This window comes from Nocardioides sp. SRI_004 (genome assembly GCF_057586415.1).
Genome location: NZ_JBYCZV010000006.1, coordinates 74,052 through 99,072, shown reverse-complemented (window position 1 = coordinate 99,072; position 25,021 = coordinate 74,052). Strand labels below are relative to the sequence as shown.

Here is a 25,021-nt window from a genome sequence, read left to right as displayed (position 1 = left end):
GGCCCACTCCCGGGCCACCGAGCCCGGTGGTCGAGGAGGTCGCGCAGCGACCGTCACGAGACCCCGGCCCACTCCCGGGCCACCCGCACCACCTCGGGTGCGGGGACGCCGGGGCTGTAGCGGTAGCCCTGCACCTCGTCGCACCCGCGCTCGCGCAGGTAGCGCTCCTGGACCTCGGTCTCGACGCCCTCGGCGACGACGGTCATGCCGAGGGCGTGGGCCATCACGATGATCGCGTCGACGATCGCCGCGTCGGTGTCGGCGCTGGTGATCTCCTGGACGAAGGAGCGGTCGATCTTGATCTTGTCGATGGGGAACTTCGTCAGGTAGGCGAGGCTGCTGTAGCCGCAGCCGAAGTCGTCGAGCACGATCGTCACGCCGACCTCGCGCAGCGCGTCGAGGACGGCCACGACGTCGCCGTGGTCCTCCATCAGGATGCCCTCGGTCAGCTCGACCTCGAGCTGCTTCGGCTCGATGCCGCTGGCCTCGATGGCGTCGGTGATCTCGGACAGCCAGGTCGCGCTGCGCAGCTGGCGGGGTGACACGTTCACCGCGAGCCGCAGCGGCTGGCCGAGATCGGCCTGCATCTGCACCACCGCGGAGCACGCCGAGCGCAGCACCCATCCGCCGAGCTGGATGATCATGCCGCCGTCCTCGGCGACCGGGATGAACCGGTCCGGCGCGACGGATCCGAGCCGCGGGCTGGACCAGCGCACCAGCGCCTCCACGCCGACCACGCCACCGCCGCCGAGGTCGAGCTGCGGCTGGAAGACCAGCGACAGCTCGTCGTGCTCGAGGGCCTGGCGCAGCGCGGCGGACAGCGAGAGCTTGTCGTTGTTGTCGTCGAGCATGCCGTGCTCGAACCACCGCACGCCGTTGCGGCCCGCCGCCTTGGCCTGGTACATCGCGATGTCCGCGTGCTTGAGCAGCGCGGCCGGGTCGTCGCCGTCGGCCGGGTAGAGCGCGCCGCCGATGCTGGCCGTGACGGCGAGCTCGTAGCCGTGGACGACGATCGGCGCCAGCACGGCCCGCGTCAGGTCCGCGATGCGGCGGTCCAGGTCGACCCCGGGGTCGAGGTCCTCGAAGACGATCACGAACTCGTCGCCGCCGAGGCGCGCCACGACGTCGTACTGGCGGACCCAGGAGAGCAGCCGCTCGGCGACCACGACGAGCATCTCGTCCCCGATGTGGTGGCCGAGGGAGTCGTTGATCCGCTTGAAGTGGTCGACGTCGAGGAGCAGCAGCGCGACCTGGCGACGGTCGCGATCGGCCGCGTCAAAGGCCGCGTCGAGGTGGCGGACCAGCAGGCCGCGGTTGGGCAGGTTGGTCAGGCTGTCGTGCGTGGCGAGGTGCTCCGCGCGGTCGCGCGCCTCGATCCGGTGCGTGATGTCGTAGGCGACGAGGATGAAGCCGGGCTCGTCGCCGACGTCCATCGGGACGACCGCCTCGGCCACCGGTACGACGTGCCCCTCGCGGTGCCGGTAGGTCCACTCGGCCTCGTCGCCGTCGACCCGGCTCAGGGCGGGCGTCCCGTCGGCGTAGCGGGCCCGTTCGGCGGCGTCGATCTCGGTGATCCAGCGCCCGACCAGCTCCTCCTGGGCATAGCCGAGCAGGGACTCGGCGGCCGGGTTGGCGGTCACGATCCGGCCGGCGCTGTCGGTGGCGATGATGCAGAACGGGATGCTGTCGAGGATCGAGCGGCGCAGCACGTCCTCGCGGACGGCCTTCTCGGCCTCCTGGCCGCGCAGCCGCTCGGTGATGTCGATGACCGACGCCAGCACGAACCGCTCGCCGCCGATCGTGATCGGGTTGAGGCCGATCTCGACGCGCATCTCGGTGCCGTCCTTGCGGAGCGCGAAGAGCTCGCGGCCCACGCCCATGGCCCGGCGCGACGGATGGGCGACGTACTCCTGCCGCTCGAGGTCGTGGTGGCGCCGGAACCGGGTCGGCACCAGGTCCTCGACCCGCAGCTGCAGGATCTCGTCCGGGCCGTAGCCGAAGGAGCGCTCGGCCTCGGTGTTCGCGAGCACGACCCGGCCCGCGCCGTCGACGAGCAGCATGGCGCTCGGCGATGCCTCGACGACCAGACGCAGGGCGTCGTCGCCGACCGCGGCCCGAGGCACCGCTGCAGGCTCCACTGGCGACCCCATGGCTTCTCCGTCCTGGCAGCGTGCATCCCGCATCCGTGCGGGTTCAAGCAGTCAGATCGGCAGCCTCCTGTCCGATCAGAGGATTGTGAGCGAGCCAATGAGCGAGGGAACGAGTCCGGGCAGGTCCGGCGCCGACGAGGCGAGGCCCCCGCGGACGACGCTGCAGCACCGCCTGCAGCGCACCGTGGGGCTGGTCATCTTCGGTACGGCGACGGCGGGCGCCGGGCTGCTGTGGTGGGCGGTCTCGGGAACCAGCCGACCCGCCGACGACCCGACCGACGGGACGGTCGGGAGGTGGCACCTCCTCTACGACCCCCAGGCCCCGACCCTCGTGACGCTGGCGGCCGCCACGGGTCTGGCCCTGCTGTTCGCGGCCGGGGTCGCGCTGATCGAGCGGCGCATCGCCACCCTGGCGCGCCGCAGCGACGACGGCACCCGCCTGCCCCTCTCCCCCCGCCGGGTGATGCAGGAGACCCGCGGGGTCTTCCACGGCCCGGTCACGGTCACCGTCCTGGTCCCGGCGCACAACGAGGAGCAGGCGATCGGCGCCACGCTCGCCTCGCTCCGGCAGCAGGAGCCGCCGCCCGACCGGGTGGTGGTCGTCGCCGACAACTGCACGGACCGCACCGTGGAGATCGCCCGGTCGTGCGGGGTCGAGGTCTTCGAGACCGTCGGCAACCGCCACAAGAAGGCCGGCGCGCTCAACCAGGCGCTGACCGCGCTCCTGCCCGCCCAGGGCGAGAACGACCTCGTCATGGTGATGGACGCCGACACGGTGCTGGACGCCGGGTTCATCGCCTCGGCCGTGCGCCGGATGACCCAGGACCGCGGCCTGATGGCCATCGGCGGGCTCTTCTACGGCGAGGACGGCATGGGCCTGATCGGCCAGTTCCAGCGCAACGAGTACACCCGCTACGCCCGCGACCTCCAGCGTCGCCGCGGCCGCGTCTTCGTGCTCACCGGCACCGCCACCGTCTTCCGCCCGCGCGCGCTGCGCACGGTCGCCGCCGAGCGCGGCCGGATGCTGCCGGGCGTCCCCGGCGACGTCTACGACACCCTCGTGCTCACCGAGGACAACGAGATCACCCTCGCGCTGAAGGTGCTGGGCGGACTCATCGTCTCCCCCGCCGAGTGCACCGTCGTGACCGAGGTGATGCCGACCTGGCGCGCCCTGTGGGCCCAGCGCCTGCGCTGGCAGCGCGGCGCGCTCGAGAACCTCGGCGAGTACGGCGTCCGGCCGGCCACGTTCCGCTACTGGGCCCAGCAGCTCGGCATCGGCTACGGCGTGATCGCGCTCTTCGCCTACCTGCTGCTGATGTTCCTGATGATGACGTCCTTCGACCAGTGGGTGTGGTTCCCGTTCTGGCTCGGAACCGGCCTCGTGTTCACGGTGGAGCGGGTCGTCACCGTGTGGAACGGCGGCTGGCGGGCCCGGTTGCTGGCCGCGACCCTGTTCCCCGAGCTCATCTACGCGCTCTACCTCGACATCGTGTACCTGAAGGGAATCGTCGACATGTCCGTCGGACGCACCGCCACCTGGAAGCACGTCGTCCAGTCACCGACGACCGTGCGGGCCGACGCATGAGCGGCCTCGTCGTCTCGCTCGGAATCCTGTTCCCCGAGTCATTGGTCCGCTCGCAGGGCTTCGCGATCCTCGCGGCGTTCGTCGCGATCAACACCGTCGTCTACGTGTCCCTGGCCGTCGCGAAGGCGCTGCCGAAGATCTACGTCGGCGACCACCTGCCGCGCCAGTACGAGCGGGCCGAGACCCGGAGCATCCACCCCGACGACCCCGCCTGACCGGTGGTCGAGGAGGTTGCGCACGCCCTGACCCGGTGGTCGAGGAGGTTGCGCACGCCCTTGCCGGTGGTCGAGGAGGTTGCGCACGCCCTGGCCGGTGGTCGAGGAGGTTGCGCAGCAACCGTCACGAGACCCCCGCAGGACACGCACACAACCCTGAACGGCCCGGGAGCAACCGCTCCCGGGCCGTCCTGCAGCGCGTGCCGTCAGCAGGTCACTCCGCGACGGCCTCGGAGAGCAGCTTCACCAGCTCCGGCATGCCGCCGGCCCACTGGAAGCTGAGCGCGGTCGGCGGGGAGACCGCCGAGATGTGCTCGCGGCCGACGACCTGGGCGACGTTGCCGCCCTTGACGGCCGGGATGGCCAGCGCCTTCTGGTCCTTGAGGAAGGCAGCCGCCTGGGCGTCGTCGTCGAAGTAGGTCACCACGACGTCGGCGTCGATCGCGTCGACCTTCTCGTAGCTGAGGTCGTAGTAGAAGCCGCCGTCGGAGGTGTCCAGCTCCGCGACGCTCGGCGCGACGTCGAAGCCGAGCTTGGTGAGGATCGCCAGGCGCGGGTCGAGCTCGGTGTAGAGCGACATGGCGTTCGGCCCCGGGTAGAGCGCGGCGATCTTCCTGCCCGCGAACTCCGGGTGCTTCTCGGCCTCGTCGGCCAGGAAGGTGTCGATGTCGGCCAGGATCTCGTCACCGTGCGCGCTGCGGCCGAGGGCCTTGGCGGTGATCGTGATCGTGTCCTGCCAGGTCGTCGTCCACGGCGCCTCGGGGTAGGCGACCGTCGGCGCGATCTCGCTGAGCTTCTTGTACTGCTCCTCGGTGATGCCGGAGTAGGGCGCCAGGATCAGGTCCGGCTTCGCGGCGATGAACTCGTCGTAGGGGACGGTCGCGCCGGAGCCGTCGTCGGGGAGCAGCGTCGGGTGCTCGACGCCCTTCTCGTCGTACGCCTCCTCGACCCAGGGCAGCAGGTTGCCCTTGCCGACGGTCCACAGCTGCTCCGCGATCGCGACCGGGTAGACGCCGGACGCGATGGCGGCCTCGGTGGAGCCCCAGCCCCACGTCGCGACCCGCTTCGGCTCCTCGGTGATCTCGGTGGTGCCGAAGGCGTGCTCGATGCTGATCGGGAACTCGTCGGTCACCTCCAGCGTGGTGGCACCGGCGTCCTCGTCGTCCGCGCTGTCGTCGGCGCCGCAGGCCGACAGGGCCAGGACGGCCGCCAGGCCGGCGACGAGCGCCGTGCTGCGACGGAAGGCACGTGTCATGCGCACGTGGATCTCCTCATGTTCTCGGGATTAGGTGAGGCTATCCTAAGCGTTGCTCGTGGCGAGTCCGCGCCGGGTCCGTCCCTTGGGCACCACGAGCGGTCCGCCGGTGACCGGATCGGGGATCACCTCGGCGTCCAGGCCGAACGCCGCGCGCACCGACTCGGCGGTCAGCACGTCGCCCGGCGCGCCCTCCGCGGCCACGCGTCCGCCCGACATGACGACCATGTGGTCGGCGTAGCGCGCGGCGTGGTTGAGCTCGTGCAGCACCATCACGACGGTCGTGCCGCGCTCGGCGTTCAGGTCGCTCAGCAGGTCGAGCAGCTCCAGCTGGTGGGTGACGTCGAGGTACGTCGTCGGCTCGTCCAGCAGCACCGCGTCGGTCTCCTGCGCCAGGACCATGGCGATCCACACCCGCTGCCGCTGCCCACCCGACAGCTCCTCCAGGCGGCGGTCCGCGAGGTCGGCGACGCCGGTGGCCTCCAGCGCCCGCAGGACGACCCGGTCGTCCTGGCTGGTGTGGCGCCCGAACCAGCCCTGGTGCGGGAACCGCCCGCGACCGACCAGCTCGGCGACCCGCACGCCGTCGGGCGCCACCGAGCTCTGCGGGAGGACGCCGACCACCCGGGCCAGGTCACGGCGCGAGATCGCGCCGATGTCCTGCCCGTCGATCCGCACCCGCCCGGCGGTCAGCGGGTGCAGCCGGGCCAGGCCGCGCAGCAGCGTCGACTTGCCACAGGCGTTCGGGCCGACGATCGCGGTCACCCGGCCGGGCGGGAGCTCGAGGTCGAGCCCCTCGATCACGGTGCGGCCGCGGTAGCCGAGGCTGATCCCTTCGGCGGCGATGGAGGTACTCATGGGTCACGGTGCCTTTCGTTCGCTGCGGGCCAACAGCCACAGGAGGTACGGCGCGCCCACCAGGCCGGTCACGATGCCGACCGGGGCGGTGATGCCGCCGGGGAGGGCGTACTGCCCGATGACGTCGGCGCCCATGGTGAGCGCGGCGCCGACCGCGGCCGACGCGGCCAAGGCCGGCCCGCCGTCGTCGACCAGCCGGCGGGCGATCGCCGGCGAGATGAGGGCCACGAAGGCGACCGGCCCGGCCACCGCGGTGGCGAGCGCGACGAGCCCGACGCCGATCAGCAGCGCGACGACCCGGGACCGGGTCGGCCCCAGGCCGAGGCCCTGGGCGTGCTCGTCGCCGAGCGCCAGCGCCCGCTGCTCGCGGGCGACGGGGACCGCCAGCAGCGCGAGGGCGACCACGCCGGCAGTGAGGAAGCCGAGCGTGCCGTCACGGACGTCGGCGACGCTGCCGACGGTCCAGAGCAGCACCGTGCCCGCCTCGCGCAGCTCGGCCTCCGCGAGCCGCCAGGCGATCAGCGACGAGCACAGGTAGGCGATGCCGACGCCGACCAGGACGAAGCGGATGCCGTGCAGCCCGTTGCGCCAGGCCAGCGCCCAGATCGCGACGGCCGCTCCGAGCGCGCCCGCGCAGGCGGCGACGTTGACGGTGGCGCCCGAGGCGTCGTACCCGACGACGGCGGTGACCGCGCCGAGCGAGGCGCCGCCGGAGATGCCGAGGATGTCGGGACTGGCGAGGTTGTTGCGCAGCGTCGACTGGAAGAGCGCGCCCGCCAGGCCGAATGCGACACCGGCCACGACCGCGGCGGCGCCCCGGGGCAGGCGCAGCTCGCGCACGACGAGCAGGTCGAAGCGGTCCCCCACCCCGAGCAGCGCCGGGAAGGACCGCTCCGGCGGGACGCCCGCGGCACCCAGGCCGAAGGTCACGAGGAGCAGGCCGAGGCACAGGCCGGCGGCGACGACCACCACGGCCAGCGCCCGGGCACGGCTGCGGCGGCGGATCCGGGTGACGGTCCGCAGGGTGGCCTCCACCGTGCTCACAGTCCGGCCACCCGTCGTCCGCGGGCCACGGCGATGAGTACCGGGGCGCCGATGAGCGCCGCGACCACGCCCGCCTCGAGCTCGTCGGCCTTGACCAGCCGCCCGATGATGTCGGCTGCCATCAGCATGACCGGGCCGAGCAGCGCGCACAGCGGCACCAGCCACCGGTAGTCGGAGCCCACCAGGCGCCGGGCGGCGTGGGGGACGGCGAGGCCGACCAGCGCGATCGGACCGGCCAGCGCGGTCGCTGCTCCCGCCAGGCAGATGATCGCGAGACCGGCGAGGGCGCGCGTCGTACCGACGCCCTGGCCCAGCGCCGCCGCGACGTCGTCTCCGAGGGCCAGGCCGTTGAGCCGGTGGGCGGAGAAGAGGGCGAGGGCGGCACCGACGGCGATGAAGGGCCAGAGCACGGCGACGGCGTCGATGTCGCGCCCGTTGAGGGCGCCGACGGACCAGTACCGCAGCAGGTTCAGCGCGTCGACGTCGCGGAACAGCACGAGCGTCGAGAGCGGGGTCAGCAGCGCCGTGACGGTCGCCCCCGCCAGAGCGAGCTGGACCGGGCGGCCGTTGCCGATCGCGAAGACGACCACCGCGGCGATCGCCGCCCCGGCGAAGGCGAACCAGACCGCGCCGACCGGGGAGAGGACACCGAACGCCGTGGCGGCGACGACGATGCCGAGCGACGCACCGGCGTTGAGGCCGAGCAGGCCCGGATCGGCCAGCGGGTTGCGGGTGATGCCCTGGCTGAGCACCCCGGCCAGCGCGAGCGCGGCACCGGCGAGCAGCGCGATGAGGGTGCGCGGGACCCGCTGCCCGCGGATCACCGCGTGGTCGACGTTGCCCGGGACCGGGTCGGTGAGCGCCCGCCACGCCTCGCCGAAGGCCACCTCGCGCACGCCGAGCGCCAGGCTCAGCACCACGCCGAGGACGAGCAGCACGAACGCCCCCACGAGGACCGCGACCCGGGCACGGCGGCGGGTGGGCGTCGTCGCCAGCGGGGACGCGGGCGCCTCGACGGCGAGTAAGGCTTGCATAACCTAAGAATGACACAGCGCTGCTCCGCCCCGGTCCCGGGACCAATGACCCATCCGCGTCAGGTGCGGACCGCGCCTGCCGATCGGCGCATCGGACCACGTGTCCCGATGCCGCGAAACGCCCCTCGCCGAGGAGGAACGATGCCCCACAGCGCTGCCGCCCCGCGCGCGGACGCCGACCGTCACGGGGTTCCCTTCCGCCAACCCGGCGACGTCGTCGCGGCCGTGCTCCACGCCGCTGCCGCCGACACCGACATCGCCCTGCTCGTCGCCGACCTGGGCACCGGCGCGCCGGCCGTGGTCCGGTGGAGCAACCTCGGCGCGACCGAGCTGCTCGGCCTGGCGGGCACGGACCTGGACGGTGCCGCGCTGGAGGGCTTCATCGGGCGGGCGGACGGCGGCCCGCTCCCCTCCCTGTTCCGCCGCGAGCGGCCGACCACCGCCGACGTCATGGTCCGCACGGCCGTGGGCGAGCGGCTGCCCTGTCGGGCGACCACGATCCCCGCGCCGGACCGTCGGCTGTGGACGCTGCGGATCGACCGCCAGTCGGACCTCGAGCTGGCCCTGCGCGCGTCCGCCGACGCCCACGAGCAGCGCTTCAAGGTGCTGGCCGAGCGGTCGCCGGTGCCGACGATGATGTCCGAGCAGGGCATGCGGCTGGGCCACGTCAACGACGCCCTGTGCGCCCTGCTCGGCGTCCCGGCCGACAAGCTGATCGGCATGGGGTGGATGTCGTACGCCCATCCCGAGGACCTCGAGACGATCACCGCGACCGTCGTCGCCGTGCTGGCCGGCGAGGAGCGGGAGATGCAGGCCCGCTTCGTCGACCACGACCGGAGCGTGCGCTACACCGACATGCGGTTCACGCCGCTGCACAGCCCCGGCGTCGGCGACGGGTTCGTCGCGACGCTCGAGGACATCACGGAACGCCGCGCGCTGGAGGAGCGGCTGAACCACCAGGCGACGCACGACTCCCTGACCGGCCTCCCGCGCCGCACCCGGCTGTGGGAGCACATCAACGAGGCGATGGCGGACCCGGCCGCCGGCCCGACCTGCATGTTCCTCGACCTCGACAACTTCAAGGTGGTCAACGACAGCCTGGGACACACCGCGGGCGACGCGCTCCTCGTGGAGGTCGCCCGCCGCCTCTCCAGCTGCGTGCGCCCCGGCGACCTCGTCGCGCGCTTCGGCGGCGACGAGTTCGTGGTCGTCTGCAGCACCAGCTCGCTCGAGACCGCACTGGAGGTGGCCGACCGGATCCTGCGGGTGCTGTCCGCCCCGGTCGTCCTCGGCGGCGTCGAGATCCACCCCCGGGCCTCGATCGGCGTGGTGATGCGGGGCCCGGACCACCACTCCGCCGAGGACCTCATCCGCGACTGCGACATCGCCATGTACGAGGCCAAGTCGCGGGGCAAGGGCAGGGTGACGGTGCTCGACGAGGGCGCCCGCAACGCCGCCTGCGACACCCTCGCCCTGGTGGCCGACCTGCGCCAGGCACTCGAGGACCGTGCGATCAGCCTGCTCTACCAGCCGATCGTGCGCCACGAGGGGGCCGGCACCGTGCTGGCATCGGTCGAGGCGCTGGCCCGCTGGCACCACCCCGAGCGCGGCCCGATCCCGGCCGAGGTCTTCGTACGCCTCGCCGAGGAGCACGGTCTCGTCAAGGAGCTCGGGGAGGTGGTCCTCGACGCCGCCTGCACGGCGATGGCCACCTGGCAGGAGGAGCTCGGGCCGCTCGCCCCACCGCGGATCAACGTGAACCTCTCGGCCCTGCAGATGAGCGACCACCAGCTGGTGCGCACGGTCGAGCGTGCCCTCGTCCAGCACGGCCTCGCGCCCGAGCGGCTCTGCCTCGAGATCACCGAGTCGGCGCTGATGAAGGACCCGGACACGGCGTCGGCGATCCTCGGCCGGCTCCGCGAGCACGGGGTGCTGGTCGCCATCGACGACTTCGGCACCGGCTACTCCTCGCTGGCCTACCTGCGGCGCCTGCCGGTCAACTACCTCAAGGTCGACCGGTCCTTCGTGGCGGAGCTCCAGGACGGCCACACCGCCGTCGCCCGGGCCGTCATCGGCCTCGCCCACAGCCTCGGGATCGACGTGGTCGCCGAGGGCGTCGAGACGCCCATCCAGGCGCAGAAGCTCGAGCAGATGGGCTGTGCCCTGCTCCAGGGGTACGGCCTCAGCCTGCCCCTCACCGGCCCGGCCCTGGTCGACTGGTGCCGGTCCGGCTGCCCGGCTCCGGAGGGTGGGCCGGCATGACGACACTGGCCCTCGACGTCGACACGGTCCTGGACCGCCTCGACGAGCTCGCCTCCCAACGGCCGGTCGCCGCACAGATCGTGGCGACCAGCAACAACGAGAGCGCCGGGGCCGCCGAGCTCGCCGCGATGCTGGGCGCCGACGTCGCGCTCGCGGCCAAGGTCATGAAGCTCGCGAACTCGGCGTACTTCGGCCTGTCGGGCCGGGTCACCAGCCTGCCCTTCGCCGTCACCGTGGTCGGCTTCAACACCGTGCGCTCGATCGCGACGGTGGCCCTCGCCGGGCTCGACGAGGCGACGGCCCTGCCCGAGGGCTTCTGGGACGTCTCCGTCCACCTCGCGGCCGCCTGCGGGGCGCTGGGACCGTCGTTCCAGCAGACCACGGCGGACGCGCTGTGCCTGGGCCTGCTGGCCCAGCTCGGCGCCGCGCTGATGCACCAGGCCGACGTCTCCGGGTACGACGAGCTGGTCGCCACCACGGACCTCGGCGCCGCCCGCTTCAGCGCCGAGACCGACCGGTACGGCATGAGCTCGCCCCAGCTGACCGCCGAGGCCCTCCAGCACTGGCGCTTCTCCCCCGCCATGGTGACGGCGCTTCGCGAGGTTCCGGGCGGGCAGGACGGCGCACTGGTGCGGACCGCCTACGAGCTCACCGCCCGCATGCTCTCCCCCGGGCACCGGCGGCTCCGGCTGGACGGCCTGTCGCGCCACCGCGTCCCCGAGTCGCAGGCGGCGACCCGGATCGCCGGCATCCGGGCCGATGTCGCCGCCCTCCGGGCGGCGCTGGGGCTGTCGTGACCTCCCCGCGCCACCCGTCGGGCGCGGCTCAGGAGGCCGGGGCCTTCTCACTCCGGGCCGGGACGCCGCTCGCGCCGGCGGCAGCGGCGTACAGCCAGCCGTAGAACGCCAGCAGCACCAGCCACGAGGCGATCACGACGCCGTACATCGTGGTCCACAGCCACACCGGCACGTCGGGCTTGCGCTCGCGCTGCAGCATGAACGGCTCGTGCACGAACGCCGCGTCGGTGCCGTCGTCGACCTGGACGAGGCCGGACGCGGGACCGTCGATCGCGGTGTCGGCCGGCATGTGCACCGGGATCGACACCATCGTGGTCGGCGCGAGGTGCAGCCGGATCAGCACCTTCCAGTTGCCGTAGATCGGGAGCGGCTCGGCCGAGCGGTACTCGCCCTCGCGCCCGGTGGCCTCCATGGCGACGCTCAGCATGCCGTCGCCCGGCACGTCACCGGACGTGCGGTGCCGGCCCTGGTAGGCCAGCGCCGAGATCCAGACGGCGTCCTCGACCTTGTCCTCGTCGGTGCGGACGGTCACCCGGGTCAGGCAGCCGTCGGTGCCGATGCAGTCGTCGTCGTACGAGACCTGGCCCATGATCACGCCGGTCCCTTCGACGGGCTGGTACGTCGTGCGGCACTCGTCACCCGCGCAGTCCTTGACGACCTCGACCTCGCCGGCGCTGCCCGGCGGCGCGAAGACCGCCATGAGCACGATGAACGCCAGCGTGCCGGCGGTACCGGCCCACCGGCCGGTCACGGCCATGCCCTCGCGCAGCGGCGCCGACGCCTCCGGGAGGTCGGCGATCCGCTCGAGGTGCCGGGCGAAGGACCAGCCGAGCAGGCCGCCGCCGGCGCCCGCGATCGCGCCCACCGTCAGCATCAGCGGCATCTGCTGGGCGTCCGGGGGCAGCGGGTAGGGCATGAAGACGTCCATCCACCACCACTCGGTCGCCAGGCCCGCGCCGCCGGCGAGCAGGCCGCCCACGGCCGCGAACACCGGCCCGCGGTTGCGGACCACCAGCGCGAGCAGCTCGATGCAGAGCGCCGGGCCGAGGAAGAGCAGCCAGTGGGCCCGGTGGATGTCGGGGACCGGCAGGGTGATCGCGTAGATGAGCACGCGCACGCCGAGATAGGTCAGCCACGTGACCAGGGCACCACCGGGCCCGAAGAACAGCCGGCCGGCCGTGAAGATCCACGCGGTCAGGAAGCCGGAGATGATGAACATCGTGGCGGCGGGGAACTGCGGGACGCCGAGGTCGAACTCCATGAGGAAGCCGACCGGGATGATGCAGATGCCGATCACGATCGTCATGAAGAGCCGGGTCGACCAGGCGGCCCGGTCGGCGAGCACGGCCTCCGGCGCCTCGCGGCGCACGGGCGGGAGGATCCGTCCGAACAGCCGCAGGCCGCCGGTGGCGAGGCCACCGATCCACGTCCACCGCTGGGCCGCGGGCCGCCCGACCTGCGCGGCCTCCGCGAGGAGGAGCGGGACGGCGAGGATGCAGGTGACCGCACCACCGATCATCATCACGTGGGTCGGACCCCACTCGGTGACGTCCTGGCCGAAGAGCCGGTGCCAGACGTCGTCGGCCGGGAAGCCGGCGGCGGCGATCATGCCGGCCCCGAGCAGGACCAGCGTGCCCATCGGCACCCGCCACTTCGGCGTGAGCCGGACGGTACGACGCGGCAACGGGTCCTTCGCCAGGCCCGCCGAGATCACGCCGGCGGCCAGGAAGAAGAAGATGCCGAACATGATCGGGAAGTGCGACGGGTTGGCCAGCGGGCCCTCGTCGCGTCCGTTCTGCATGTGGATCGGGACGTCCCAGTACACGCCGAACGCGCACGAGATCAGGGAGACGAGCGCCAGGTAGCTCGGCAGGCCGGCCCAGCGGGGCAGGCCGTCGACCGCCGACACCCGGTCCGCCAGACGGCCGATCACGGTCGGCTTCCCGTCGCGCTCGCGCAGCAGGAAGATCCCGAGCGGGATGTAGATCGCCGCGAAGGCGGCGAAGGCGATCAGGACCTGGTCGAGCGCTGCGCCACCGGCCGGCGGAGCCTCTTCAACGGCTAGCAACATGGGGGTACACCTCACAATCCTCACCCCGAACGCTACTCGTAGTAACAGGTACCTGAACAGCGGATCACGCCTTGGTTGAGCGGGATCACATCGGCCCGGCCGAGCCTCCCGGGGACCCCGCTCGTTGCCGTCGCGAGACGTTCGGGGAAACTCCGGCCCCTAGCCGCCCGTGGGGACCAGCGATGTGTCATGATGGGCCGGTCGGGCCGCGACCGACCCCCCCAGAGGTCGCGGCCCGACGCTATTTTTCCCGGCCTGCCGCGTGGCGAGGGACGAGCAACACGGCGGATCAGACGGGGAGATCGACCAGCGACGGTGCGGCTGGACTCACTCCCAGAAGACGCGGTCGACGACCGCCCGCGCATGCCGGGTGACCCGCAGGTAGTCGTCGAGCAGCCGGTCGGCCTCGTCGGTCTGGTAGCCGAGGATCGCCGCCACCGAGCGCCGTTCCTGGGCCGCGCGCGGGAACTGGTCGCCGGGCTTGCCGCGGGCGAGGAGGATCGCGTTGCGCACCCGGGTCGCCATCCGCCACGACGTGCCGAGCGTCTCGGCGTCGTCGTGGGACACCAGGCCCGCCTCGGCCGCCGCGGACAGGGCCGCGAGCGTCTGGGACGTGCGCAGGCCGGGCACCTCGGCGCCGTACCGGAGCTGGAGGAGCTGGATCGTCCACTCGATGTCGGCCAGTCCCCCGCGTCCCAGCTTGAGGTGCAGGTTGGGGTCGGCGCCGCGCGGGAGGCGCTCCTTGTCGACGCGCCCCTTGATCCGGCGGACCTCGAGCACGTCGTCGTCGGTCAGGCCGCCGGCCGGGTAGCGCAACGGGTCGATGAGGGCCGTGAAGCGCTCCCGGACCTCGGGGTCGCCGACCACGGCGTCGGCCCGGAGCAGCGCCTGCGCCTCCCAGACGTGCGACCACTTCGCGTAGTAGGCGGCGTAGGCGTCGAGGGTGCGCACGAGCGGTCCCTGACGTCCCTCGGGGCGCAGGTCGGCGTCGACGACCAGCGCCGGGTCGGGACCGGGGGCGCCGAGCACCCGGCGGACCTCCTCCGCGACGATCCGCGCGAAGGTCGAGGCGGCGTGCGCGTCGGCGCCCTCGACGGGCTCGTGGACGAAGAGCACGTCGGCGTCGCTGCCGTAGGAGAGCTCGAAGCCGCCGTACCGGCCCATCGCGATGATCGCCATCCGGGTCGGCGCCTCGTCGAGGCCCCGGGCCCGCAGCGTGGTCTCGATCGCGCCCTCGAGCGTCGCCTCGAGCGTGGCGTCGGTGAGCCGGGTCAGCGCGAAGCCGACGTCGGCCACGTCGATCAGGCCCAGCACGTCGCTCGCAGCGATGCGCAGGAGCTCCCGGCGTCGTACGGCGCGGACGGCGCGGACCCCCTTCTCGAAGCCCTCCTGGCGCCGACCGGTCGCGTTCATCTCCTCGATCAGCGCGGCCGACGTCAGCGGGGCGAGGTCGCCGCCGAGCAGGCGCACGCCCGCGGGCTCGCGCTCGAGGAGGTCGGTGCAGTAGCGGGAGGTCGCCAGCAGGTGGGCGAGCCGCTCGGCGACCTCGCCCTCGTCGCGCAGCGTGGAGAGGTACCACGGCGTGCGACCGAGCGCCTCGCTGATCCGGCGGAAGCCGAACAGGCCGCCGTCGGGGTCCGGCGCCTCCGCGAACCACTGCAGCATCGCGGGCAGCAGCGTGCGCTGGATGGCGGCCGTGCGGCTGACCCCCGACGTGAGCGCCTCCAGGTTGCGCAGCGCGGCCTGCGGGTCGGCGTACCCGAGGGCGGCGAGGCGGGCACCGGCGGCCTCGGACGACAGCCGCACCTCGTCGGCGCCGATCCGCGCGACGGCGGTGAGCAGCGGACGGTAGAAGATCTTCTGGTGCAGCCGGCTGACCTCGCGGCGGTGGTCCTGCCAGGTCTCGTCGAGCCGCTTCTCGGACTCCTTGAGGAAGCCGAGGCTGCGGCCCAGGCGGCGCAGCGACGCCTCGTCGGCGGGTACGACGTGCGTCCGCTGCAGCCGGTGGAGCTGGATCCGGTGCTCGAGGGTCCGCAGGAACGCATAGGCGCGGTGGAGCGCCTCGCCGTCCTCGCGGCCGACATAGCCGCCCTCGATGAGGCGGGCCAGCGCACTCAGGGTCGTCGGCGGCCGGATGCTCTCGTCCGCGCGTCCGTGCACGAGCTGGAGCAGCTGCACGGCGAACTCGACGTCGCGCAGCCCGCCGGCGCCGAGCTTGAGCTGGCGGTCCGCCTCGCGCGCGGGGATGTGGTCGAGCACCCGGCGCCGCATCGCCCGCGCCGCCTCGACGAAGCCCTCGCGGTCGGCGGCCGACCAGACCATCGGACCCACCATGTCGACGAAGTCGCGGCCCAGCTCGAGGTCGCCGGCGACCGGGCGCGCCTTGAGCAGCGCCTGGAACTCCCAGGGCTCGGCCCAGCGCTCGTAGTAGCCCTGGTGGCTGGCCAGGGTCCGGCTCAGCGGGCCGGCCTTGCCCTCGGGCCGCAGGTTGGCGTCGACCGGCCAGATGGTGCCCTCGGCGGTGTGGTCGGAGCAGACCTGCATCATCTGCGCGGCCAGCCGGGCGGCGACCCGCTCGTCGCCCTCGTGAACGAAGATCACGTCGACGTCGGAGACGTAGTTGAGCTCGTGGCCGCCGCACTTGCCCATCGCGATCACCGCCAGGCGGGCCCGGTCGGCGTCCTCCCCCAGCCGCGTGCGGGCCACGGCGAGCGCGGCGTCGAGCGTCCCGGCCGCGAGGTCGGAGAGCTCCGCGGCCGCGTCGTCGACGCCGAGGTGGTGGGTCAGGTCGCGTGCGGCGAGCCGGAGCAGGAGGCGCCGGTACTCCACACGGAGCGCGTTCACGGCCTCGAGGTCGGGCTTGTCCGCCACCGCCTCGAGCAGCGAGGCGCGCACCGCCCACGCGGCGGGCCGGGTCGAGCCCAGGTCGGGGTCGGTCAGCTCCCGCCACTGGAACGGGTGGGTCACCAGGTGGTCGGCCAGCGCGGCGCTCGCCCCGAGCACGCAGAGCAGGCGCATCGCCGTACCCTCGTCGTCCGCGACCGCGGCGAGCAGCTCCTCGCGGTCCTCGACCGCGTCGGCGAGCCGCGCCAGCGCGTGCAGGGCGGCGTCCGGGTCGGCCGTGCGGCCGAGATAGGCCAGCAGGTCCACGCCCACCGGCCCGAGGGCGGCCAGGTGCTCCTGCGCGCGGTCGAGGTCGACGAAGCCGAGCCGCAGCAACTCGGTCCGTTGGCTCGCCCGGTTCATCGGCTCACCTCACGAGGTCGCGGCGGTCCGATGTCACAGGACGGGGAGCATGCGATCGCGCTCGAAGACCGACACCTGGCCGCGGTACTCGTCCCACTCCGCCCGCTTGTTGCGCAGGAAGAAGTCGAAGACCTGCTCGCCCAGCGTCTCGGCCAGGAGCTCCGAGTGCTCGGCGATGGTGATCGCCTCGTTGAGGTTCTTCGGCAGCGGCTCGATGCCGAGGCTGCGGCGCTCGCGCTCGGTCAGCGCCCAGACGTCGTCCTCGGCCTCGCGCGGCAGCTCGTAGCCGTTCTCGATGCCCTTGAGCCCGGCGGCGAGGACGGCGGCGTACGCGAGGTAGGGGTTGCACGCGGAGTCGATGGTGCGCAGCTCGATCCGGGTCGACTGGCCCTTCATCGGCTTGTACATCGGCACCCGGATCATGGCCGAGCGGTTGTTGTGCCCCCAGCAGATGTACGACGGCGCCTCGCCCCCGAACATCATCCGCTTGTAGGAGTTGACCCACTGGTTGGTGACGACGCTGATCTCGCTCGCGTGCTTGAGCACGCCGGCGATGAACTGGCGCCCGGTCTTGGAGAGCTGGTACTCGGCGCCCGCCTCGTAGAAGGCGTTCTGGTCGCCCTCGAAGAGGGACACGTGCGTGTGCATGCCCGAGCCCGGGTGGGACGTGAACGGCTTCGGCATGAAGGTCGCCCAGATGCCCTGGCTCAGCGCGACCTCGCGGATGACCGTGCGGAAGGTCATGATGTTGTCGGCGGTGGTGAGCGCGTCGGCGTAGCGCAGGTCGATCTCCTGCTGGCCCGGGCCGGCCTCGTGGTGGCTGAACTCCACCGAGATGCCCATCGCCTCGAGCATCGTGATCGCCTCGCGGCGGAAGTCGGAGCCGTGGCTGTGCGCGGCGTGGTCGAAGTAGCCGCTGCGGTCCATCGGCACCGGCTCCTCGCCGGGTCGCGGCTCGTCCTTGAACAGGTAGAACTCGATCTCGGGGTGCGTGTAGAAGGTGAACCCCTGCTCGGCGGCCTTGCCCAGGGTGCGCTTGAGCACGTTGCGGGGATCGGCGTACGACGCCGAGCCGTCCGGCATCACGATGTCGCAGAACATCCGGGCGGTCGCCGGGCCCTCGCTGCTGCGCCACGGCAGGATCTGGAAGGTCGTCGGGTCCGGCAGCGCGAGCATGTCGGCCTCGTAGACGCGGGCGAAGCCCTCGATGGCCGATCCGTCGAAGCCGATGCCCTCGGAGAACGCGCCCTCCAGCTCCGCGGGAGCCACCGCGACGGACTTGAGGAACCCAAGCACGTCGGTGAACCACAGCCGCACGAACCGGACGTCACGCTCCTCGAGAGCGCGGAGAACGAAGTCTTCCTGCTTGCCCATGGCTGCAGCCTAGGGGGTGGCCCTCCCCCCGGTGGTCGAGGAGGTCGCGCAGCGACCACCACCCGGTGGTCGAGGAGGTCGCGCAGCAACCACCACCCGGTGGTCGAGGAGGTCGCGCAGCGACCGTCACGAGACCCCCGCAGCCTCCGCACCCCGCAGCACCACACAGCACCCACGGCCCGGCGCGACCGGCTCTGCCGCCATCTGGTCGCCGCCCACCCGGCGCGCGAGCGCCGCCACGAACGCGTGGTTGACCCCGCAGACCAGGTCGCGGTGCTCCGCGGCCAGGCGCCCGAAGGGACAGTTGCGCAGCACGATCCCGGCGTCGGACTCCCGAGGCTCGTAGCCGAGCATCGCCAGGGTCGCACCGAGTCCCTCGCGCGCGGCCGGCCACTCCTCGGCGACCGACCGGGCCGCGCCGTCGGCGGCGTCCTGCAGTGCGTCGGGCATGGGCGTGCCGGCGAGGTTGCGCTCGACGGCGTCGGCGAGCACCTGGCCGGCCAGGTCGTAGCGCCGGCTCGGGACGCTGACGACCACCTCGCGCCCGGAGCGGCGGTAGAGCTTGGCCGGTCGTCCCGCGCCCGGCCCGGTCCGGCCGGTCAGCCGCTTGAACTCGGTGACCAGCAGGCCCTCCTCGACGAGCCGGTCGAGGTGGAACTTCGCCGTGTGCCGCGGGACCTCCACGCCCGAGGCGGCCTGGTCCCGGCTCACCGCGCCGGGCTGCTCGGCGACGAAACGGTAGAGCTGGCGTCGTACCGGGTCGGCGAGTGCACCCAACCGGGTGACCCGTCGCCCGAAGGCCTCGTCCATGGTGCGCCCCTCCCAGGGATTTCTAGCGGAGACAACTCTTGCCGAAAGACTACGACAGGTCTACCGTCAAAAGTGATGTCCGTTACAACGGACCGCCCGAGAAAGGACCCGGCCATGGCCAGCACCCACGCGTGGGACAACCTCACCCACGACATGCGCGAGGAGCTCAACGACCTCGCCCACTTCTCCACCATCGACGCGAACCGCCAGGGACGCGTCGCCCTCTGGGCCACGCTCACCGCACTCCCGCTGGTGTGGGGCCTGGACATGCTCTTCGGCGTGATGACGGACCACTGGGACAGCTATGTCGCGGTGTGGGCCAACAACTTCCTGCCCGGATCCGCCGACGACGCCGTGATGTGGATCGGCATCGTGACCCTCGCCATCGGCGTCCTGGTCGCGGTCGCCCCGCACTTCGGCGGCGACGTGCTCGGCATCTGGCTGGTCCTGCTCGCGATCAACCTGTTCGGCGTCGACGGCGTCGCCCACCTCGCGGTCGGCATGCTCGCCCTGGCGTTCTGCAGCTTCGCGATGGCCCGGATGGTGCGCGGCGACCACATCAGGGAGGCCTAGGGTTTCGAGGCTCGCTGCGCTCGCACCTCAACCACCGGCTCCACCGCCCTCCGGGACGTTGGACGCCAGCTCGGCCAGCCATGCTGCCGCGCTGGCGTCCGACGGCATCCGCCAGTCGCCGCGCGGCGACATGGTGCCGCCGGCGCTCACCTTCGGGCCGTTCGGCAGCGCCGAGCGCTTGAACTGGCTGCTGAAGAAGCGCCGCACGAAAACCTCCAGCCACCTCCGCACCGTCGCGAGGTCGTACGACGTCCGCCGCTCCTCCGGGAAGCCCGGCGGCCACTCCCCCACGGCCTGGTCGTGCCAGGCGTGCCAGGCGAGGAAGGCGATCTTGCTGGGCCGGTAGCCCCGCCGGATGACGTGGTAGAGCGTGAAGTCCTGCAGCGCGTAGGGGCCGACCGAGTCCTCGGTCTTCTGCTCCCCGCCCGGGATCAGCTCGGGCGTGATCTCCTGCTCGAGGATCTCCTTGAGGACCTCGTCGGCCTCGTCGTCGTAGTCGCCCCCGTGGAGCTGGTTGCTGTCGATGACCCAGCGGATCAGGTGCTGGATGAGCGTCTTCGGCACACCCGCGTTGACGTTGTAGTGCGACATCTGGTCGCCGACGCCGTAGGTGCACCAGCCGAGCGCGAGCTCGGACAGGTCACCGGTGCCGAGCACGATGCCGCCACGGTGGTTGGCCAGCCGGAAGAGGTAGTCGGTGCGCAGCCCGGCCTGGACATTCTCGAAGGTGATGTCGTAGACCGGCTCGCCGCCGGCGAACGGGTGCTTGAGGCCCTCGAGCATGGTCCGGGCGGCCGGCTTGATGTCGAGCTCCTCGAAGGTGCAGCCGAGCGCCTGCGAGAGCCGGGTGGCGTAGGACTTCGTGGTGTCGCCGGTCGCGAAGCCCGGCATCGTGAAGGCGTGGATGTCGCTGCGCGGCCGGCCCAGCCGGTCCATCGCCCGCGCGGCGACGATCAGCGCGTGCGTCGAGTCGAGGCCGCCGCTGACGCCGATGACCACCTTGGGCTGCCCGATGGCCGCGAGCCGCTGCTCGAGCCCGGAGACCTGGATGTTGTAGGCCTCGTAGCAGTCGAGCGCGAGCCGGGCCGGGTCGTCGGGGACGAACGGGTAGCGGTCGACCTTGCGGAGCAGGCCGATGTCGCCGGTGGGCGGGTCAAGCGTGAACGGGACCCGGGTGAACTCGGCGACGCCGGCGCCGAGCCGGTTGTCGTCGAAGGTCCCCTGGCGCATCCGCTCCTGCCGGAGCCGGTCGACGTCGACGTCGACCACGGTGCGCCGCGGACCGTCCGGGAACCGCTCGCTCTGCCCGAGCAGGTCGCCCATCTCGTAGACCATGGTCTGCCCGTCCCAGGACAGGTCCGTGGTCGACTCGCCCTGCCCGGCGGCGGCGTACACGTAGGCGGCGTTGCAGCGGGCGCTGGCGCTGCGGGCCAGCAGGTGCCGGTCCTCGGCGCGGGCGACCGTGATCGGGCTGCCGGAGATGTTGGCCAGGACCGTCGCACCGGCGAGTGCCGCCTCGGCGCTCGGCGGGATCGGCACCCACATGTCCTCGCAGACCTCGACGTGCAGCACCAGCCCGTCGACGTCGGTCGCCTCGAACAGCAGGTCGGAGCCGAAGGACACCTCGTTGCCGTCGAGCTCGATCACCTCGCTGCGCACGGTGGAGCCGGCCGCGAACCAGCGCGCCTCGTAGAACTCGCGGTAGGTCGGCAGGTACGACTTCGGGGCGACGCCGAGGACCCGGCCGCCGTGGATGACCACGGCGCAGTTGTGGACCCGGTTGCGCACCCGGAGCGGGGCGCCGACCACCAGGACCGGGCGGAGCTCCGCGGACGCGTCGGCGAGCTCGCGGATCGCCGCCCGCACGGCCTCCAGGAGGGTGTCCTGGAGGAAGAGGTCGTCGACGGCGTACCCGGTCAGGCCCAGCTCGGGGAAGACCGCCACCGCGACCCCCTCGTCGTGGCAGGCCCGGGCCTGCTCGATGGTGCGGGCGGCATTGGTCGCCGGGTCCGCGATGGCGACCGGCAGGGTCACCGCCGCGACCCGGGCGAACCCGTGGGCGTAGGCCGAGTAGAAGTCCACGGTGCGAGTCTAGGGAGCGGGTGTCCGATGAGTACGCCGCCCGCGCGCGGTCTCCCCCACCATGAGCATCGCGAGCAGCCACATCCAGCCGTGCCTGTGGTTCGACGACACGCTGGAGGAGGCCGCGCGCTTCTACACCGGCATCTTCCCGAACTCCGCCATCGGCCACCTCGGCCCGATGGCCGGTGAGTTCACCCTCGACGGGATGACCTTCCGCGGGATCAACGGCGGGCCGGCGTTCCCCTTCACGGAGGCGGTCTCGTTCTCGGTGACCTGCCGCGACCAGACCGAGGTCGACTACTACTGGGACTCGCTGGCCGACGGCGGCCAGGAGTCGGTGTGCGGCTGGCTGAAGGACCGCTACGGGCTGTCGTGGCAGATCGTGCCGGTGCGGCTCTACGAGCTGATGACCGATCCCGACCCCGCCCGCGCCGAGGCGGCCAGCCGGGCGATGCTGGGGATGCGGCGGATCGTGGTCGCCGAGCTCGAGGCGGCGGCGGACGCCGTACACCCGGGGTGACCCAACACACAGCGCGCGCCGGCTCCGCCCGGACTAGCCTCGTGGTTGCCCTTTCACGAACGTGGACCCGCACCTGCGGGCCGCGAGTCACCAGAGTGGAGCAACGATGAGCAGCACCCCCGAAGAGACCGCGCCGTACGGCGGCGCACCCGCCGCGGCCGCGTCCCCCGCACCGGTCAGGCGGATCCGCACGCACCACCTGCGCGAGATGAAGGAGCGCGGCGAGCGCTTCTCGATGCTGACCAGCTACGACCAGCTGACGGCCGGCATCTTCGACGAGGCCGGGATCGAGGTCCTCCTCGTCGGCGACAGCGCGTCCAACAACGTCCTCGGCAACAGCACCTCGATCCCCGTCACGGTCGACGAGCTACTCCCGCTGACCCGCGCCGTGAGCCGCTCGGTGTCCCGGGCGCTGGTCGTCGGCGACCTGCCGTTCGGCAGCTACCAGGCGTCGCCCGAGCAGGGCTACCTGACCGCCGTCCGGTTCATGAAGGAGGGCGGCGCCCACTGCGTGAAGCTCGAGGGCGGCGTCGAGATGGCCCCGCAGATCGAGCGGATGACGCGCGGCGGCATCCCGGTCATGGCCCACATCGGCTTCACCCCGCAGTCCGAGCACGCCCTCGGCGGCTACCGGGTCCAGGGCCGCGGTGCGGCCGCCGACCGGGTGCTCCGTGACGCCCTCGCGGTCCAGGAGGCCGGCGCCTTCGCCGTCGTCATGGAGATGGTCCCCGGCGATGTCGCCGCCGAGGTCACCGCCAAGCTCGACATCCCCACGATCGGCATCGGTGCCGGCAACCAGTGCGACGGCCAGGTCCTCGTGTGGCAGGACGCCTTCGGCCTGCGCACGGGCAAGCTGCCCCGCTTCGTCAAGCAGTACGCCGACCTCCGCTCGGTGCTGCTCGACGCCGCCCGTGCCTACGACTCCGAGGTCAAGGACCAGAGCTTCCCGGCTCCCGAGCACACGTTCTGACCCACGCAGCGCCCGGGGCGGCGTACGGTCGCTCCATGAGGGAGCGTCTCGTGGTCCTGCCCGTCCTCGTCCTGCTCGCGTCGGTCCTCGGCGCCGCCTGTGCCGGCGGCGCCGAGGAGCGCGGCACCCCGGCGCTCGACGTCGAGGTCGTCGCGAGCGGCCTGGACCATCCGTGGGAGGTCCAGGAGCTGCCGACCGGCGACCTGCTCGTCACCCAGCGCGAGCGGCGCACGCTGACGCTCGTCGACGCCGACACGGGCGCGAAGCGCAATCTCGCCTTCCCGAGCAGCAGCGTCTGGGCACGGGGCGAGACCGGGCTGCTCGGCCTGGCCGTCGACCCCCGCTTCGCGAGCAACCGGCGCATCTACACGTGCTCGGGCTGGCGGACCGCCTCCGGCCACGACATCCGCGTGGTCTCGTGGCAGCTCGACACCCGCTTCACCCGCGCGACCCGGCTGCGCTTCCTCAAGGTGGGCCTGCCGTCCAACTCCATCGGCCGGCACGGCGGCTGCCGCCTGCTGATCACCGGGTACGGCGCCCTCCTCGTCGGCACCGGAGACGCCGCCCACGGCACCAACCCGCAGAACCTCTCGTCGCTGGGCGGCAAGGTCCTGCGGATGGACCGCTTCTACGGCCGGCCGTGGCCGACGAACCCGTGGGTCAAGGGCACCGGCAACCGGCGCTGGGTGCTGACCTACGGGCACCGCAACGTGCAGGGGCTCGCCCAGCGCTCGGACGGCAGCGTCTGGTCGGTCGAGCACGGCTCCTACCGCGACGACGAGATCAACCTGGTCCGCAACGGCCGCAACTTCGGCTGGAACCCGGTCCCGGGCTACAACGAGAGCGTCCCGATGACCGACGGCAACCTGCCCGGCACGCAGTACGGCGCCCGCTGGCGCTCCGGCGACCCGACGATCGCGCCGTCCGGGGCGGACTTCGTCCGCGGCTCCGGCTGGGGCGACCTCGCCGGCACGCTCGCCGTCGCGGTGCTCAAGGACCAGCGCCTGATGTTCGTCCGCTTCGACAGCGACGGCGTCCTGCAGTGGACCCGCTCCCCCGCCGAGCTGCGCGGCACCCGCGGCCGCCTGCGCGACGTGACCGCCGCCCGCGACGGCTCGCTGCTGGTCACCACCGACAACGGCGGCGGGCAGGACGTGCTCCTGCGGGTCCGTCCGGCCGGCTGACCGTAGTCGGGGGGGTGGGAGTGACCCAGGGGTCACTCCCACCCACCCGACTACGCTGCCGGAACGCCGAGCAGCCGGAGGTCTCGCGCCACCGTCCCGGGTTCGTCACGTAGCTCGCGGGTCGTGCACCTCACGACCACCCGTGTCGGCGAGGTCAAGGCACGTTGGCGCGCGAGGTCGTCCTCCCAGTGCTCGACCTCCATGTGGAAGCCACCGTCCACCTCGAGCACGATGGTGCGGCCGTCGGGGAGCCGCCACTCGCAGTCGGTGAATCGCAGCCGTCCGCTGGCATCACGTCGCCGCACCTGCCGCACCGGCAGCGTCAGTCCACCGGCTCGGCACATCCTGCGGACGTCGATCTCCCCGACGGACTGGGCACCGCCCGCGATCTCCGCGAGTGCGCGCCGGAACCGCCCCGCACCTCGAAGTGGTGCCAACCTGTCGATCCACTCCGAAAGGCGATCGGGTGAGGTCAGGCCCTGCTGGACCGTTGCCGCGAGGACACCCTCGGCAACCCGGGGCGAGCGCTGGCGGGAGGCGAACAGCAGGACGGCCGGCTCGATTCGGGCAACAGGCAGCTCGTGGCCGGGCCGACGCAGGACAGCCAGGTCACGCCGGCTGCGGACGTACGTGACGCCGAGGAAGCCCTCACCGACGTCGGCGCCGTGAGGGACGAGCACCGTGACGTCGTCACGGTGCCAGTTGCGCAGTCCGCCGACCTCCGCGGCCGTGAGGCCACCGACCACGGCCCGCGCTCCACCATGCAGCACACCGACCCACATCGACTGCTCACGCGTCAGCTCGCCCGTCGTCGTACCGATGACGGTCGGGGTGTGGGCCACCCAACGCCCCGTCTCGACACGGTGCCGGATCGCCCATCGGTCGATGCCGACGCCGGCGAGCTGCGCGCGGGTGAGGAGCCCCGCTTGCCGTACCGCCAACCGCTTCCAGTCGTCCCGAGCCATGTGACGAGGCTGCCCGCAAACGACCT

General features: G+C 72.6%; 19 protein-coding genes. 8 read left to right on the top strand and 11 right to left on the bottom strand.

Features of this window, described 5'->3' with window-relative positions; genetic code table 11:
• Positions 1-53: 53 nt before the first annotated feature.
• Positions 54-2,123 (bottom strand): putative bifunctional diguanylate cyclase/phosphodiesterase, encoded by a 2,070-nt coding sequence (locus AC2YHB_RS10025; RefSeq protein WP_487353831.1) that lies wholly within the window; start codon positions 2,121-2,123, stop codon positions 54-56.
• Positions 2,124-2,247: 124 nt separating this feature from the next.
• On the opposite strand from AC2YHB_RS10025, the gene AC2YHB_RS10020 reads away from it, so the two are divergent.
• On the top strand, positions 2,248-3,735 hold the full coding sequence (locus AC2YHB_RS10020; protein WP_487353830.1) for a glycosyltransferase family 2 protein: 1,488 nt from the start codon (positions 2,248-2,250) through the stop codon (positions 3,733-3,735).
• Positions 3,732-3,950, top strand: a complete 219-nt coding sequence (locus tag AC2YHB_RS10015; RefSeq protein WP_207006118.1) for a hypothetical protein — start codon at positions 3,732-3,734, stop codon at positions 3,948-3,950. Before AC2YHB_RS10020 ends, AC2YHB_RS10015 begins: the two co-directional genes overlap by 4 nt.
• Positions 3,951-4,164: 214 nt before the next feature.
• Here AC2YHB_RS10015 and AC2YHB_RS10010 read toward each other — a convergent pair whose 3' ends face one another.
• The 4 genes from AC2YHB_RS10010 to AC2YHB_RS09995 are packed head-to-tail and all read right to left on the bottom strand — an operon-like array spanning position 4,165 to position 8,141.
• Complete coding sequence (locus tag AC2YHB_RS10010; protein ID WP_179651862.1) at positions 4,165-5,205, bottom strand: iron-siderophore ABC transporter substrate-binding protein; 1,041 nt, start codon at positions 5,203-5,205, stop codon at positions 4,165-4,167.
• Positions 5,206-5,250: 45 nt separating this feature from the next.
• Positions 5,251-6,063, bottom strand: coding sequence for an ABC transporter ATP-binding protein (locus tag AC2YHB_RS10005; RefSeq protein WP_487353829.1), 813 nt, complete (start codon positions 6,061-6,063; stop codon positions 5,251-5,253).
• Positions 6,064-6,066: 3 nt separating this feature from the next.
• Positions 6,067-7,098 (bottom strand): FecCD family ABC transporter permease, encoded by a 1,032-nt coding sequence (locus AC2YHB_RS10000; RefSeq protein ID WP_487353828.1) that lies wholly within the window; start codon positions 7,096-7,098, stop codon positions 6,067-6,069.
• A 5-nt stretch (positions 7,099-7,103) separates the two neighbouring features.
• Positions 7,104-8,141, bottom strand: coding sequence for a FecCD family ABC transporter permease (locus tag AC2YHB_RS09995; protein ID WP_487353827.1), 1,038 nt, complete (start codon positions 8,139-8,141; stop codon positions 7,104-7,106).
• A 141-nt stretch (positions 8,142-8,282) separates the two neighbouring features.
• On the opposite strand from AC2YHB_RS09995, the gene AC2YHB_RS09990 reads away from it, so the two are divergent.
• Together AC2YHB_RS09990 and AC2YHB_RS09985 are read left to right on the top strand one after the other, a co-directional pair.
• The gene (locus AC2YHB_RS09990) at positions 8,283-10,403 is read left to right on the top strand and encodes a putative bifunctional diguanylate cyclase/phosphodiesterase (RefSeq protein ID WP_487353826.1); all 2,121 of its coding nucleotides are present in this window, start codon (positions 8,283-8,285) and stop codon (positions 10,401-10,403) included.
• Positions 10,400-11,200 carry an HDOD domain-containing protein gene (locus AC2YHB_RS09985; protein ID WP_487353825.1) on the top strand — a complete coding sequence of 267 codons (801 nt, stop codon included), beginning with the start codon at positions 10,400-10,402 and terminating at the stop codon, positions 11,198-11,200. The genes AC2YHB_RS09990 and AC2YHB_RS09985 overlap by 4 nt, the downstream gene beginning before the upstream one ends.
• A gap of 28 nt (positions 11,201-11,228) precedes the next feature.
• On the opposite strand, the gene AC2YHB_RS09980 is transcribed toward AC2YHB_RS09985, so the two are convergent.
• The 4 genes from AC2YHB_RS09980 to AC2YHB_RS09965 all read right to left on the bottom strand — a co-directional run bounded on the left by AC2YHB_RS09980 (position 11,229) and on the right by AC2YHB_RS09965 (position 18,701).
• Positions 11,229-13,271 (bottom strand): hypothetical protein, encoded by a 2,043-nt coding sequence (locus AC2YHB_RS09980; RefSeq protein ID WP_487353824.1) that lies wholly within the window; start codon positions 13,269-13,271, stop codon positions 11,229-11,231.
• Between the two features lie 327 nt (positions 13,272-13,598).
• Entirely contained in the window at positions 13,599-16,517 is a 2,919-nt protein-coding gene (locus tag AC2YHB_RS09975) for a bifunctional [glutamine synthetase] adenylyltransferase/[glutamine synthetase]-adenylyl-L-tyrosine phosphorylase (RefSeq protein WP_179647371.1), read from the bottom strand.
• Positions 16,518-16,550: 33 nt separating this feature from the next.
• Positions 16,551-17,891, bottom strand: a complete 1,341-nt coding sequence (locus AC2YHB_RS09970) for a glutamine synthetase family protein (RefSeq protein ID WP_036544627.1) — start codon at positions 17,889-17,891, stop codon at positions 16,551-16,553.
• A gap of 126 nt (positions 17,892-18,017) precedes the next feature.
• Entirely contained in the window at positions 18,018-18,701 is a 684-nt protein-coding gene (locus AC2YHB_RS09965) for a helix-turn-helix transcriptional regulator (RefSeq protein WP_179647372.1), read from the bottom strand.
• Between the two features lie 114 nt (positions 18,702-18,815).
• Between AC2YHB_RS09965 and AC2YHB_RS09960 the strand changes: the two genes are divergently transcribed.
• The gene (locus AC2YHB_RS09960; RefSeq protein WP_036544623.1) at positions 18,816-19,274 is read left to right on the top strand and encodes a hypothetical protein; all 459 of its coding nucleotides are present in this window, start codon (positions 18,816-18,818) and stop codon (positions 19,272-19,274) included.
• Positions 19,275-19,301: 27 nt separating this feature from the next.
• On the opposite strand, the gene AC2YHB_RS09955 is transcribed toward AC2YHB_RS09960, so the two are convergent.
• Positions 19,302-21,356 carry an NAD(+) synthase gene (locus AC2YHB_RS09955; protein ID WP_179647373.1) on the bottom strand — a complete coding sequence of 685 codons (2,055 nt, stop codon included), beginning with the start codon at positions 21,354-21,356 and terminating at the stop codon, positions 19,302-19,304.
• Between the two features lie 61 nt (positions 21,357-21,417).
• On the opposite strand from AC2YHB_RS09955, the gene AC2YHB_RS09950 reads away from it, so the two are divergent.
• The 3 genes from AC2YHB_RS09950 to AC2YHB_RS09940 all read left to right on the top strand — a co-directional run bounded on the left by AC2YHB_RS09950 (position 21,418) and on the right by AC2YHB_RS09940 (position 24,030).
• Positions 21,418-21,876 (top strand): VOC family protein, encoded by a 459-nt coding sequence (locus AC2YHB_RS09950; protein WP_179647374.1) that lies wholly within the window; start codon positions 21,418-21,420, stop codon positions 21,874-21,876.
• Between the two features lie 106 nt (positions 21,877-21,982).
• Positions 21,983-22,846, top strand: a complete 864-nt coding sequence (panB, locus tag AC2YHB_RS09945) for a 3-methyl-2-oxobutanoate hydroxymethyltransferase (protein WP_179647375.1) — start codon at positions 21,983-21,985, stop codon at positions 22,844-22,846.
• A 35-nt stretch (positions 22,847-22,881) separates the two neighbouring features.
• A complete protein-coding gene (locus AC2YHB_RS09940; RefSeq protein ID WP_179647376.1) occupies positions 22,882-24,030 on the top strand; it encodes a PQQ-dependent sugar dehydrogenase in 1,149 nt (382 codons plus the stop codon).
• A 50-nt stretch (positions 24,031-24,080) separates the two neighbouring features.
• Here the strand turns inward: AC2YHB_RS09940 and AC2YHB_RS09935 are convergent, their stop codons facing one another.
• Entirely contained in the window at positions 24,081-24,995 is a 915-nt protein-coding gene (locus AC2YHB_RS09935; protein WP_487353823.1) for a hypothetical protein, read from the bottom strand.
• Positions 24,996-25,021 lie beyond the last annotated feature (26 nt).